Below are 15190 nucleotides of genomic sequence, written 5' to 3'. Positions count from 1 at the left end.
CTGGAACATCATTATGAACATCATGGCCGGTTTATTCGCTCTGATCTGTGTATTTCCTTTTATATTTGTCGTCATCATCTCGTTTACGGACGAAAAGGCATTGGCCCGTGACGGGTACCGCCTGATTCCGGCCGAATGGAGTCTTGCAGCATATCAGTTTGTCTGGCAGAGCGGAGACACGCTGCTGCGTGCGTATGGGGTTACTATTCTGGTCACGGTGCTCGGGACGATCATCAGTTTGATTCTCATGTCCCTGTATGCATATGCCATTTCCCGCAAGAGTTTCAGATACCGGAGATTTTTCTCCGTGTTTGCGATCCTGACCATGTTGTTCAACGGCGGGATGATTCCGACCTATATGGTCGTATCCCAGCTGCTTGGATTGAAAGATACGGTATGGGCACTGATTCTGCCGCTGGCAATGAATGCCTTCTATATTATGATTCTGCGTACGTTCTACTCCACCAGTGTGCCGGATGCGGTCATTGAATCCGCGAGAATTGATGGCGCCGGAGAGTTTTATACCTTTATGAAAATTGTAATTCCACTGTCCCTGCCGGGGCTGGCAACCATCGGGTTGTTCAGTACGCTCGGTTATTGGAACGACTGGTTCAACGCACTCTTATACATTGATAATCCCAATCTGGTACCCCTGCAATCCATGCTGATGCGGATTGAGTCGAGCATCCAGTTTATCCAGCAAAACTCCGCAAACAGTTCCATGAGTCTGGCAGCCATGCAGTCCATTCCGCAGGATACATCCCGAATGGCGATGGTCGTGTTGGCAACGCTGCCGATTATATTCGCGTATCCGTTCTTCCAGCGTTATTTCGTACAAGGTCTGACGGTGGGAGCGGTCAAAGAGTAACCGGAACACTCTATAGGATTGGAGAGTTACAGGATGATGACATACAAGGACAAAAGCAAGCCCGTAGAAGAGCGGGTGCAGCACCTGCTTGGCCTGATGACTACGGAAGAGAAGGTGGGCCAGCTCATCCAGCCTTTTGGCTGGCAGACATATACAAACGACCAGGGGAACATCACGCTGAGTGAGTCATTTAAGGAGCAAGTGGAAAACGGTGGGGTCGGCTCTCTCTATGGTGCGCTTCGGGCGGATCCCTGGACAGGAGTTACGCTTGAAAATGGTCTATCTGCGAGAGAAGGTGCAGAAGCCGTAAACCTGATTCAACGCCATGCTGTCGAGCATTCCAGATTAGGTATTCCCATCCTGATTGGGGAGGAATGCTCTCACGGTCATATGGCGATTGACGGAACGGTGTATCCCGTACCTCTGCTGCTCGGCAGCACTTGGAACGTGGATCTGTACCGGGAGATGTGCCAGGCGGTAGCACGAGAGACGCGTGCCCAAGGCGGTGCGGTTACGTATTCTCCGGTATTGGATGTCGTACGTGATCCACGTTGGGGGCGTACCGAGGAATGTTTCGGCGAAGATCCGTATCTCATTGGGGAACTGGCGGTTGCCTCAGTGGAGGGACTTCAGGGAGAAAGCCTTGACCGGGAGGATGCGGTAGCTGCGACACTGAAGCATTTTGTCGGTTACGGCAGCTCGGAAGGTGGACGCAATGCGGGTCCTGTACACATGGGCTGGCGCGAGTTAATGGAAGTGGATCTGTATCCATTCCGCAAAGCGGTGGAAGCCGGTGCAGCGTCCATTATGCCGGCTTATAACGAAATTGATGGCACGCCTTGTACGGTGAATACGGAATTGCTGGACCATGTTTTACGCAAAGACTGGGGCTTTGACGGTCTGGTCATTACGGACTGCGGCGCAATCAACATGCTGGCAGGCGGGCATGATGTCGCAGCAGATGGACTGGATGCATCTGTCCAGGCCATTCAGGCAGGCATCGATATGGAGATGTCCGGTGAGATGTTTGGACAGTATCTGGTGCAGGCTGTTTCGGAGGGCAAGCTTGATGTGCAGGTTTTGGACCGGGCTGTTTGCCGTGTACTGGCATTAAAATTCAAACTGGGATTGTTTGAACAGCCTTATGTGGATGCCGACCGGGCAGCAGAAGTGATTGGCAGTGAGCAGCATATCCAGCTGGCACGCCAATTGGCTGCAGAAGGAGTTGTCCTGCTCAAAAATGAGAAATCCGCGCTCCCGCTATCCACAACAGGGGCAGGCCGAATTGCCGTAATCGGCCCGAATGCGGATCATGCCTACAATCAGCTTGGTGATTACACGTCACCGCAACCCAAATCCAAAGTGGCAACGGTACTGGATGGGATCCGCTGCAAGCTGGCGGGGAACGAAGCTGTACATGTGGATGGAACGTCTGGCGCTAATCCGTCCAGTCAACCGGAACAGGTACTCTACGCGCCAGGCTGCCGAATCAAAGGCGATTCCAGAGAAGGCTTCGAGCATGCCATTGAGATTGCCGGCAATGCAGATACCGTCATCATGGTGGTTGGCGGCTCCAGTGCCCGTGATTTCGGGGAAGGAACGATCGATCTGAAGACCGGAGCATCCAATGTGTCTGATGATTCTTGGAATGATATGGAGTGCGGCGAAGGTATTGACCGTATGACGTTAGGGCTTGCGGGAGTACAGCTGGAACTCATTCAGGAAATTCACAAGCTCGGCAAAAAGCTGATCGTAGTCTACATCAATGGTCGTCCAATTACTGAACCTTGGGTGGATGAACATGCCGATGCCATTCTGGAGGCATGGTACCCGGGTCAAGAGGGCGGGCATGCCATTGCAGACATTCTATTCGGAGACGTGAATCCATCAGGCAAATTGACGATTTCCATTCCGAAACATGTCGGCCAGTTACCGATTTACTATAACGGCAAACGTTCCCGGGGCAAGCGTTACCTCGAAGAGGATCTGGAGCCTCGTTATCCGTTCGGATACGGGCTAAGCTATACCACTTTCGATTATAGCGAGCCGAAGCTTAGCAGGGCATCCATGACAGCTGGCGAATCAGTTACAGTATCAGTCAATGTAACTAACACGGGCTCTTGTAAGGGGGCGGAAGTAGTGCAGATGTATGTCACGGACGTGGTTAGCCAAGTGACTCGACCTGCCAAGGAACTGAAGGGATTTACGAAAGTAAACCTGGAGCCTGGTGAGACACAAACGATTGAATTCCGTATTGGGGCAGAGCAGCTGCAATATATCGGACGGCAATTGAAGCCCGTCGTTGAACCGGGTCAATTCCATATTCATATCGGCGGCAATGTGAACGATACGCAAATGGCCGAGCTGACGGTAAAGGAGGCGTAAAACAGTGGAACGCATCAGACGATTTATCCGCGAACTGTCCGAACATCAGTGGCTGGAGCAAGTGGAGCTCTGCAGCTGGGAGATTACCCGCGCTTATTATGACGTGCCGGGAAAATATGAGCATCAAGGGCCTTATCCGGAGGGAGAAGGCCTGGATCGTTTTCCAAGCACGCAGGGAACCACCTACTTCTTTCGGACGCATCTGGAGGTCCCTGCTTCCTGGAACCAGGCTCCATTCGGGCTTGTATTTGAATCGGGAGGCGAAGGTTTGCTGCGGGTGAATGGGCATTCTTATCAGGGTCTGGACCGCAATCATACGTACGTTACGCTGAACCCGTCCAGTATCGGCACGAATCCCAAGCTTGAAATTGAGCTGTTCGATCCGGTACCTGAACCGGTGGATCCATTGAATCAGCAGGCGGTTATTCAGCCGCCGATCACATCGATTGCCAGCTTGCTGGTAAGACCGAACGAAGCGGTTCGGAGCCTGATGTATACGGTTATCATTGTGCGTGATTCGGCCGTGCTGCTGCCGGAAAGTGACTTCCGGAAGGTTCGTCTGCTGGAAGCCCTCTATCGTGCGATGGACCAATTTGTTGGCATGACAGATGAAGAGATCCAGCAGGGAGAGGGCATTCGCCATATTGAGGAGAGCCTGAGGCATCAGGTCCGCGAGATTGGTGGCAACGCGGAAGGGCTCGAACATATGGTGGGGCAGTCTCATATCGATATTGCCTGGTTATGGCCTGTACGCGAGACCGTACGCAAAACGAGTCGCACCTTTTCGACCGTGGATGCACTCATGAATGAATATCCGGAATATGTTTATTCCCAGAGCCAGCCCTTGCTGTATGCCTTTTTGAAGGAGCATGATCCCGAATTGTATGCCCGGGTGAAGCAGCGGATTGCCGAAGGGCGCTGGGAGCTGGTAGGCGGCATGTGGGTGGAGCCGGATCTGAACATTCCAAGCGGGGAGTCTCTGATTCGCCAAATGTTATATGGTCAGCGTTTTTATATGGAGGAATTCGGCAAGACATCTCAGATTGAATGGCTGCCGGATACATTCGGTTACTGTGCCTCCCTGCCTCAGATTTTGAAGCATGGGAATGTGGACTATTTCATGACGACGAAGCTGGGATGGAACGATACGAATATATTCCCGTACGATCTCTTTCACTGGGTTGGCATTGATGGTACACCGATCCTGTCCTACCTCAACCATGGTGTCAATGAACACACATTACCGAAGGATATTCATGATCACTGGCAGTCCTATCGCGAGAAAGCGGCACATCCCGAGCATATGCTCCTGTATGGGCACGGAGATGGCGGCGGTGGGGTAACACGCGAGATGCTGGAGTACGTGGACCGGGCAGAATTGATGGTAGGACAGCCTGCGAGTCGCTATAGCACAGCCGCAGCTTTTTTTACAGGAATTGAAGCAGGGCAGCCTGCACTTACTGAATGGCACGGTGATCTGTACCTGGAACTGCACCGGGGTACGTATACGACTCATGCACGCAACAAGCGAAACAACCGCAAAGCAGAGGTCCTGTATCGTGAAGCCGAGCTGTGGAATACACTCGCTCTACCGGACATGGAGGAGCAGGCAGAAGCCAAAGTACGTTCGGCGCTGCATGATGGCTGGAAGCTGATTTTGCTGAATCAATTCCACGATATTATTCCTGGTTCGGCAATTACGGAATCATACGTGACTTCGAATGAGGAGTATGTACAAGTATTTGAACTGGGTAGAGCTGGATTGGATCAAGGTGTTGCAGCATTGACGAAGGGCATTAACACGCAAGGTCCAGAGGGTTCAGTGGCCTATGTTGTGTTTAACAGTCTGGGCTGGAAACGCAGTTCGGTCGTTCAGCTCCCCTTGCACGATGGATTTGATCGTTACGTAATCGATGAAGAGGGTCAGCGTCTGCGGATGGATCGGGAGGATGGAACCATTTCAATTCTCGTGACGGACATCCCGGCGTTTGGATATAAGACGATTTGGCTGGTACCGGAAAATACAAGGGAAACGAATGTACGCGAAGTGATGAACCTTGCCGGGCAACCGACCTTCAACGGTACCTGGGATACCGCATTTTATCATGTTCAGTTTAACGAACGTGGAGAGATCACTCGCCTGTGGGATAAGACTGGAGATCGAGAGATGCTGAAGACGGGTGAACGGGGCAATCAATTTCACTTTTTCCATGACCGTCCAACGCTCTGGGATGCATGGGATATTGACAGCCGTTATGAAGAACAGATTGCTGGCGAAGTGGAACTCTTGGAGAAAAAGCTGGTGCTGGCCGGTACAACGAAGGATGTATTGCGGTTCCGCTGGAAGCTCCATCAATCGGTGATTACGCAAGATATCGTCTTCTACCATGATTCACGGCGGATTGACTTCCAGACACAGGTGAGCTGGAACGAAAATCACAAGCTCCTGAAAGTTGGTTTTCCAATCGATGTGGTGACCTCCAAGGCGACTTACGAAATTCCGTTTGGTGCATTGGAACGGCCAACGCATCGCAACACAAGCTGGGAACAAGCCCAATATGAAGTCTGTGGACATCGATTCGTGGATGTATCGGAGTATGGATACGGCGTGAGTCTGCTCAACGATTGCAAATACGGATATGACGTACAGGGAAGCACCATTCGTTTGTCCCTGCTGCGTGCACCAAAGTGGCCTGACCGGACGGCCGATCTGGGAGAACATGAATTTACCTACTCGTTGTATCCGCACGAAGGAGATTGGCGAAGTGCACATACGGTACGTCAGGCTGCCGAGCTGAATCATGAGGTGACGGTACAGCAGGCGGAGCAGGAGCAGCAGGGTACGGGGAAAGATGTACCCGCTGCCGCTCACTCTCGTCCGGCCACAGGAGCCTGGATTCACTTTGATAGCAAGCACGTCATTCTGGATACGGTCAAACTGGCAGAGGATGGACACGGTACGGTGCTTCGTTTCTATGAATCTTCAGGCAAACGTGAACGTGTAACCTTGCAATGGCCGCATGCCTTTGAGCAGGCCTATCTCGCCAACGCGTTGGAAGAACCGGGGGAGCCACTGACCAGTACTGATGGTCAGATTACATTATCTTTTAAACCTTACGAAATCAAAACCGTGCTGCTGCGGTAAACCTTTTTGAAATATCTTTGAGCTATGTAAGATGTACTGAAAATGATATTTACACGTTAACGAAGAGTGCAGAACCAGTCTGGAGAAGCAGAGCGGTCGCGTTTATCACGGGATTTTCCCCTTTGGAGTAGGGAATCCAAAAAATCCGGGGATAACAGCGATCGGAAGATGGTACTGCAATCGTAGTGGCTAAGTGTAAAGTTAATGGGTTCATCTTATATAGCTACACTATTCAATACGTTTAAGGAGTTGCACTCATCCATGGAACAATTCAGATTACCCAAAATACCCATGCCGCCCGTTGCATTGCCGCAATCCATTCAGGCAGTGATCGAAGAAGCGGAACAGAAGCTGGCTCACAGACCGAAGCTGCTTCAGCTTTTCAAGAACTGTTTTCCCAATACAATTGAAACGACAACGAAGCTGATGGAGGATGGCACGACTTTTGTTATCACCGGGGATATTCCGGCTTCCTGGCTGCGTGATTCTGTGGAACAGGTTGTACACTACATTCCGTTTGCGAAGGAAGATGAGGACCTGCAGCGGATCATCGGCGGGCTGATCAAGCGCCATATCCAGTATGTTCATATTGATCCGTATGCCAATGCCTTCAATGAGACAGCCAATGACTGGCATTGGAACACCACGGACGAGACCGACATGTCGCCTTGGGTGTGGGAACGCAAATTCGAGATTGATTCGCTCTGCTTTGTTGTACGGCTGGCCTATTTATATTGGAAGGAAACCGAGCTGACCGACATTTTTGATTCCAGCTTCAAGGCAGCGATGCGAAAAATCGTAGACCTGTTCAAAGTGGAACAGCATCACATGGAACAATCCCCATATCGCTTCACGCGGAATAACGGCATTCCGACAGATTCACTCCGTAATCACGGGAAGGGCATGCCAGTCAACTATACGGGCATGATCTGGTCCGGCTTCCGTTCCAGCGACGATGCGTGCGATTTTCACTACAACATCCCGGGCAACATGTTTGCCGTTGTAGCTTTGCGCCAGATGCAGGAGTTTGCCGAGTGGGTGTTCCGGGATATGGCGCTGCTGCAGGAGCTTAAGGATCTGGAGCAGGACGTGGATCACGGCATCCAGCTGTACGGTATTTATCGTCATCCGGAATTCGGTCCCATCTATGCGTACGAGACAGATGGTTTCGGCAACTACTGTCTCATGGACGATGCCGGTACACCGGGACTGATGTCCATTCCGTACCTGGGTTACGTAACAGCGGATGACCCGATCTACCAAAATACCCGCCGTTTTGCCCTGAGCAAAGAGAATCCGTTCTATTATGAGGGCAAGGTTGCGAAGGGGATCGGCAGCCCGCATACACCGCCGGATTATATCTGGCATATGGGTTTATCCATGCAGGGACTGACGGCACAGTCTGCCGAGGAGAAGCTGGAGATCATTCGCATGCTCGAAGCAACGGATGCGGATACAGGTTATATGCATGAAGGCTTTCACGCTGATGATCCGACGATTTTTACAAGAAAATGGTTTGCATGGTCCAACAGCCTGTTCTCCCAGTTGGTCTATAAATCCATGAAGGATGGCCTGTTATGAGCCGTGCACATGTGAATGACCAAAAGCTGATTATCTTCTGCGATCCGGATTTTCCGGTGGAAGGCCAACTGCCATCCCGTCAGGCTCTGGATGGATGGCAAGGTGCAGAAGAGGTTGTCGTTGCAGGTGCAGGCGAACTGGCTGAGGTGTTGAAAGCAACTGCTGGCAAGGGCTGTCTGGTGAATCTGCATGCCCCCTATTTCCCCAAAGCCGCCTGGACGGAAATTGCAGCTTATCTGCATCAGGGAGGAAGCCTGATCAGTGTTGGTGGAGCTCCCTTCAAGCGTCCTGTCCGAGATGAGGACGGAGCTTGGGTTGTGGAGTCAGAGCAGACCGCGTATCACCAGGAACTTTATATTCATGAGGCACTGAACGTATCTTCAGCGAACGTACAAACCTACACTTCCTCTGTACAGATCCCGCTTCTTGCTGGCAAAGAGAGACTGTTCGAGATTGCAGATACGTGGAATCTGGTCCCGCATACCACCAAATCCAGTGACCTTCCTCACCAGATGGGTTCGGCCGGGCCAATGAGCACGCAGATTTATCCGCTGCTTTGCGGAGTGAGCAAGGATGGACGCAGCATCGCTGCTCCGGTCGTCCTGTGGGAAAATTCCCGCAGTACGTTTGCCGGTTCACGCTGGATGTTTGTGCATCTGTCGCTGACTGCTTCGTTCTGGGAGGAGAACGGTGCTGCCGAGATTGTGAAGTGGGCACAATTCTGTGCCAAAGGGGTAACCGAACTGTCCCTGAAACCGAACTATGCCTCTTACGAACCAGGTGAACGGGCTGTGCTTACCCTTCAGGGCCAGATTCTACAGCGTGCAGGACACAGACGCACAGCGTCCGAGCTGTGGACATTTGACCTGACCGTTGAACGGGAGGATCGCACAAGTGGCACGGCTGAGAAGGTATGGAGCCATCGGCTGGAGATGGAACTTTCCGGAGAGCAGCAGTTTGCACGCCTCCCACTCCCGGTTTCAGTAGAGAGTGGGCTGTACCGGATCGTGTGCCGTGCGCAAGCACCTGACGGGGAAGTCCGGATCTTGCGCCAAGGTTTCTGGGGCCAGGATGCCGCCTTGCTGGCAGAAGGGGAAGTCATTACCCGCAGCAGAGATTATTTCGTAAAAGATGGACGCCCCCTACCTGTTGTGGGCATGACGTACATGACTTCCGATGTTGCCCGGAAATTTCTGTTTCTACCGAATGCCGACGTATGGGATCGGGACATGGCACAGATGGCGAAAGCCGGGATTAACTGGATTCGGACCGGAATTTGGACGGCCTATCGCAATATGATGCAGGTGGATGGCCACATGGCAGAGGATGTGCTGCGTGCCATTGATGCATTCCTGTTAACGGCGAAACGCCACGGCCTGCAGGTGACGTTCACCTTCTTCTCCTTTACACCCGAGACGTGGGAAGGAACAAATCCATATTTGGACCCGCAAAGTGTCGAAGCACAGAAGCGTTTCATCCGCAGCATCGTCAGTCGGCATACGCATACCACGCATGTGGATTGGGATCTGATCAACGAGCCATCCATGTTCGACCCGGTGCGCATCTTCTCAGCTGGCCCGCGCTCGGCCAGGGATTCGCATGAACAGCAGGCTTTTATCGATTGGCTTCAGCAGCGGCACAAAACGATTGAAGCACTGCAGGAGGCATGGAATATGTCACCGAAGCAGCTTCCGAACTTTGCGGCTGCGGTCATCCCGGAGCCGGAAGAGATTAATTTTGATGTACAGGACATGCACAAGGCCAAAAAAGGAACGCGCTGGCTCGATTATTGTCTCTTTTCTATGGAGATGCACAATGTTTGGGCAAGAGAGCTCGTAGCAACAATCAAGGATCTGGTTCCAGATCATTTGGTTACTGTGGGGCAGGACGAAGCCCTTGGTGCACAGCGTCCTTCACCATTCTTCTATGAACGCGAAGTGGACTATACAACCGTGCATTCCTGGTGGTTGAACGATGATCTGGTCTGGGACGGCATTTTCACCAAAACACCACACAAACCAAATCTCATCCAGGAAACGGGCATCATGTATGTGGAAACCCCGGATGGCCGGGCCAAACGCACGGAAGAAGAACTGCGCGGCATTCTGGAACGCAAATATGCCTATGCATTTTCAACTGGCGGTGCGGGAGCTGTGCAATGGATCTGGAATACCAACTTCTACATGGATAATGCCAATGAGTCTCATATCGGGGCGCTGCGTGCAGATGGTACAGAAAAGCCCGAGGCCGATGTGTCTTACGATTTTGGCCGGTTCATGAATCCGATTCGTGACCTCTTCGAAGATCGTGAACTGGAGGAAATTGCGGTGGTATTCCCATACTCCAATGACTTCTCCAACCGTTCCCTGGCCTATGATGCAACAACCAAGCTTACTCGTGTGATGACCTATGATCTGAAACTGCCGTTCCGTGCCGTATCGGAATATCATCTGGAGGCGCTGGAGCAGCAGCCGCCGAAACTGATTATCGTACCGAGTCCACACAATATGGATGATAACGCACTAAGCCAACTGCTCGCGTTCACGGAGAAGGAAGGCGCAACCCTGCTCATCACTGGACCACTGGGGCTGGACGCATACTGGAAGGCAAGTGACCGGGCAGATCATATCGTGGGTAAACGCAGTCTGGGTAACGTGCAGCGTGAAGAGCTGCTGAACATTAATGGAGTGAATCACCGCGTGACCTATGGACGGCGCCGTATTGCCGAAGTGGCGAAGGAGTCTTTGCTTCATGGGGATAATGTTACACCAGATGAAGTAACCGTTCTGCCATGGGGAAAAGGGAAGTTAATATGGACCCCACTGCCGCTGGAGTTAAACGGACGGGATGAACCGCTTGCGGAATTATATCGTTATGCGACTGGAATTGCGGGTGTCAAACAGGAGCTGGAATGGAAATCCGGCGGAGACATTGCAGGAATCTATGGACGGAAACTGAGTTTTCCAAAAGGACATTTGTATGTATTTGTATCGGAGTCTGCCCTGACTCATGAGGTAAACGTCAGAGACAGCCGTACAGGTATTTCATATGCGTTCCGATTGGAGAGAAATCGTTCTGTGCTCTTCACCACAGATGCTTCAGGAAATCTGCAGACCGTGTATCGTCCGGATGAGGTTGAGATTGTACAACAAGCTGGAGAGGTGGGATAACGCAATGACCGAACAACAGAATAAAGCTGCTACCAAAACCAAAAGAGCCCATATCATTTCACATACACACTGGGACCGGGAATGGTATTTGCCATATGAGAAGCACCATATGCGGCTGGTTCAACTGGTGGATTCACTGTTAGATCAGCTTGATCAGGGATCAGACTACAAAAGCTTTTATTTGGATGGACAAACGATCATCATCGATGATTATCTTCAGGTTCGTCCGGAGCAGAAGGAGCGGCTGGAGAAGCATATCCGCAATGGGCGGATTGTGATTGGGCCATGGTATATTTTGCAGGATGCATTTTTGACAAGTGGCGAAGCCAATGTCCGCAATATGCAGGTTGGACATAAGGATGCGAAGCGTTACGGTACACCTTCGAAGATCGGTTACTTTCCGGATACCTTTGGTCTGGTCGGACAGACCCCGCAGTTGATGCTGCAATCCGGCATTGATAACGTCTTTTTTGGGCGAGGTGTGAAACCTACAGGCTTCAATAATACAGTTTCGGATGCGGGATATGAATCCAGCTTCTCGGAGCTGATGTGGGAAGGGCCGGATGGATCGAAAGTGCTTGGTGTATTGTTTGCCAATTGGTATTCCAACGGTAACGAAATTCCGGTAGATGAGGCATCAGCACGCAAGTTTTGGGAAACCAAGCTGGCAGACGCCGAGAAATATGCCTCGACCAATGAGTTGCTCTATATGAACGGTTGCGACCATCAGCCCATACAACGAGATCTGCCGGAAGCGATTCGGATGGCTGAGCAGTTACATCCCGACATCGAGTTCGTACACTCCAATTTTCCGGATTACCTGACTGCACTGAAAGAATCGGCTGAGCATGAGTTGTCTACGGTCAAAGGAGAGCTGCGCAGCCAGCGTACCGATGGCTGGGGTACCTTGGTGAACACCGCCTCGGCCCGGGTTTATCTGAAACAGATGAACCAGCTGGGCCAAGCCATGCTGGAAAAAGTGGCTGAGCCACTGGCATCCTACGCGTATATGCTGGGGCATGCTTATCCGCATGATCAGCTGACGTATGCCTGGAAAACGCTGATGCAAAATCACCCGCATGACAGCATCTGTGGCTGCAGTGTGGATGAGGTTCATCGCGAGATGGTCACGCGATTTGAGAAGAGCCGTCACGTCGCTGAAGCAATGATTGAAGAGAGCACAAGCCAGATTGCTGCCTCGGTGGATACCTCGATCTTTGCAAGTTATGGCGAGGATGCGCGTCCACTGATCACTTTCAATACGACAGGTTGGGAGCGCAGCGGTGTTGTTCAGATAGAATTGGATGCGGCTCGCTTATATTTCCGTGATGGACTTTCACTGGAAGATATGGCTGCCCAAATGAACAAGCTTGACCTGTCTGGTCGCATTCTGGTTGATGAAAAAGGGGCACATGTTCCGTGTACAGTAGAAGATCTGGGGTTGCAGTTCGGTTATGATTTGCCGGATGACCGATTCCGTCAGCCATACAGCTGCCGCCGGGTCAGAATTACATTTGAAGCCGAAAATGTGCCTGCACTTGGCTTGAAATCATATGCCTGGGTTCGAAGTGACGTGCTGCAAGTCGAGGATGTTAAGGGAGACCTCAATCCGATTGGCTCAACATTGTTGCGTGGAGATCGGGGCATGGAAAATGAATATGTTGCCGTAACGATCGCAGACAATGGTTCCTTTACACTGACGGATAAACGAACAGGCCGGACTTACAAGGATCTTGGCGTGTATGAGAATGTTGGCGACATTGGTAACGAGTACATGTTCAAGCAGCCGGAGAACGAAGTGGCCCTGACGACGAGTGAGCTGCAAGCTGAAATTCAGATCCTTGAAGATACCCCGTACCGGGCTGCCTTCGAAATCGTCCATCATTGGGAAATTCCGGTGTCAGCGGATGAGATGCTGGATCGTGAACAGCGGGAACTGATCTATTATCCACATCGCAAGGCACAGCGCTCCAAACAAACCGTTACGCTTCGCATTCGCACAGTCTTGTCGTTAAGCCGCAGCGGAAAAGGGGTACGTTTGGAAACCACGTTCAACAATCAGGCGAAGGATCATCGTGTGCGCGCTCTGTTCCCGACAGACCTGAAGACTGCTGTTCATCATGTGGATTCCATGTTCGAAATTGCTGCTCGTGATAATGTACCCGCACCAGAGTGGCAAAATCCAAGCAATACGCAGCATCAGCAAAGTTTTGTGGATGTGAGAGAAGAACAGGCTGGGTTAGTCGTTGCCAATCTGGGTCTGAATGAATATGAAGTCCTTCAGGATGGACGCAATACGATTGCCGTAACGCTGCTGCGCGCTGTGGGGGAACTCGGAGACTGGGGATTGTTCCCAACACCGGAAGCACAATGTCTGGGAGAGCATTCGTTCCAGATTGAGATCATTCCGCATGATGGAAATGGCGCATCGTCAGGCGCATACATCGAGGCTTACCAGTTCCAGGTGCCGTGGACTTTGGTCCAAACCGATGTTCATTCAGGCACGCTGTCATCAGCTCATACGCCATTTGCGTGGCAAGGAGAAGGTATGGCATTCTCCTCACTGAAAGTGAATGAGGAATCAGGAGATCTGATGATGCGCTGGTACAACATGGTGCCAAGCACAACGCTGCTGCAACTTTCAACTGCCGAATGGAATACACAGCAATATGGCGAGGTATACAAGAGCAACATTTTGGAGGAAAAGGGCGAGAAACTGGCTTCTACCGATCATTCTGCCGGACCATTTGGCGGTAAAGAATGGTCTATCCAGGCAGGCCCTTGCGAGATTGTTACCTTAGGTCTGCACCGTTAAGCCTCAGCCCTGGAAGGAGGCTGTCATGGTCATCATGTCATTTCGCGATGCGCTGCTTCATGAAGGAAGATCGTTTTTTCCAGCCGGAACATGTTGAGTTATGCCTCAAGTTTCTATAGAATGAACAATAGAATTGCAATCGATCGAAGGATACTCTGCCATCATTAATGGTCATTGGTAAAATTCAGGTGGTTCATTCTATATCGAATACATTAAGGGGGCTTGAAGCCATGGAATCCTTGGGAGGACTGCTTCAGCAGCTGAATCCTTCCTTTCGTGAGCAGTCGCGGCGAATAGCGGCGGAATTGATGGAAGATCCGTACGTACGCGAATTCCGCGCAGGTCATCCGGAATTGAAAGATGCACAACTCATGACCGATCTGAGCAAGCTGTATCAGTATGCCCGAGATTCAAAGAACTGTGCGAATTGTCCGGGCCTGGACAACTGTCCTAACGATTTCCAGGGTCACTTTTGCAAACTGGAAGTAGAGCATTTTAACGGGAAACCCGAAATTATAGATAAAAAAGCTCCGTGTTCCAAGCACATTGCAAGGCAAAATGAGCATGTGATCAAGAAGAGAATTCGCAGCTTCTATGTGGACGAGCGTGCACTTAGTGCTGGATATAACGATGTGGAAATTATGGGCAAGGATCGGATGCGTGCTCCGGCGGTGAATCAGGTACTGCGCTATATTAACGAGACCAAGGAAAATGGGTTGTCTCCGCAAGGGCTGTTTCTTGAAGGATCATTTGGAACAGGCAAGACGTTTCTAATGTGTTATCTGCTGCACGAATTGGCCGTCGCCGGCTATACGGGTGTCATTATCTATATGCCTGACTTTGTGGAAGATTTGAAATCCATGATCACTGAAGGACAGAAGCTGAAGGAAACGACAGATATTCTCAAAAGCTGTGACCTGCTTATCTTCGATGATATTGGCGCAGAGAATTTGAATCCTTGGGTTCGGGATCATGTGATGGGCTCGATTTTAAACTACCGCATGAATCGCAAACCGACGTTCTATACGTCCAACTATAATCTGGATGGGCTTGAGAAGCATCTCAGCTTTACGAGCAGGGATGGCGAGGAGACGAACAAGGGTCAGCGTTTGATGGACCGCATTCGGCCATTTGTCGACGTGGTCTCCGTTCGAGGCGAGAATCAGCGTGGGAAGCGCTAATTTTTATTATTGACAAATCGTCCACAAAAAAGCCTGGTTTTTCGC

The 15190-nt window shown here is 51.2% G+C and carries 7 protein-coding genes; all 7 read left to right on the top strand.

The window, feature by feature from the left end; genetic code table 11:
• The first annotated feature begins 13 nt into the window (after positions 1-13).
• The 7 genes from AB3N00_RS23720 (at position 14) to dnaI (ending at position 15145) form a co-directional block, all read left to right on the top strand.
• Positions 14-868 carry a carbohydrate ABC transporter permease gene (locus tag AB3N00_RS23720; RefSeq protein WP_217506623.1) on the top strand — a complete coding sequence of 285 codons (855 nt, stop codon included), beginning with the start codon at positions 14-16 and terminating at the stop codon, positions 866-868.
• Between the two features lie 33 nt (positions 869-901).
• Positions 902-3253: a glycoside hydrolase family 3 N-terminal domain-containing protein gene (locus tag AB3N00_RS23715; RefSeq protein ID WP_413036799.1), complete on the top strand. Its 2352-nt coding sequence runs from the start codon at positions 902-904 to the stop codon at positions 3251-3253.
• 4 nt (positions 3254-3257) lie between these two features.
• Positions 3258-6398: an alpha-mannosidase gene (locus tag AB3N00_RS23710; RefSeq protein ID WP_413036798.1), complete on the top strand. Its 3141-nt coding sequence runs from the start codon at positions 3258-3260 to the stop codon at positions 6396-6398.
• A 261-nt stretch (positions 6399-6659) separates the two neighbouring features.
• On the top strand, positions 6660-7979 hold the full coding sequence (locus AB3N00_RS23705; RefSeq protein WP_413036797.1) for a glycoside hydrolase family 125 protein: 1320 nt from the start codon (positions 6660-6662) through the stop codon (positions 7977-7979).
• Positions 7976-11149 carry a beta-galactosidase gene (locus tag AB3N00_RS23700; protein ID WP_413036796.1) on the top strand — a complete coding sequence of 1058 codons (3174 nt, stop codon included), beginning with the start codon at positions 7976-7978 and terminating at the stop codon, positions 11147-11149. The genes AB3N00_RS23705 and AB3N00_RS23700 overlap by 4 nt, the downstream gene beginning before the upstream one ends.
• Before the next feature lie 4 nt (positions 11150-11153).
• A complete protein-coding gene (locus AB3N00_RS23695; protein WP_413036795.1) occupies positions 11154-13964 on the top strand; it encodes an alpha-mannosidase in 2811 nt (936 codons plus the stop codon).
• A gap of 230 nt (positions 13965-14194) precedes the next feature.
• Complete coding sequence (gene dnaI, locus AB3N00_RS23690; RefSeq protein ID WP_175399257.1) at positions 14195-15145, top strand: primosomal protein DnaI; 951 nt, start codon at positions 14195-14197, stop codon at positions 15143-15145.
• Positions 15146-15190 lie beyond the last annotated feature (45 nt).

The sequence above is a fragment of the Paenibacillus xylanilyticus genome, assembly GCF_047246825.1.
Classification (GTDB): domain Bacteria; phylum Bacillota; class Bacilli; order Paenibacillales; family Paenibacillaceae; genus Paenibacillus; species Paenibacillus xylanilyticus_B.
This window is presented reverse-complemented; position numbering and strand designations above follow the sequence as displayed.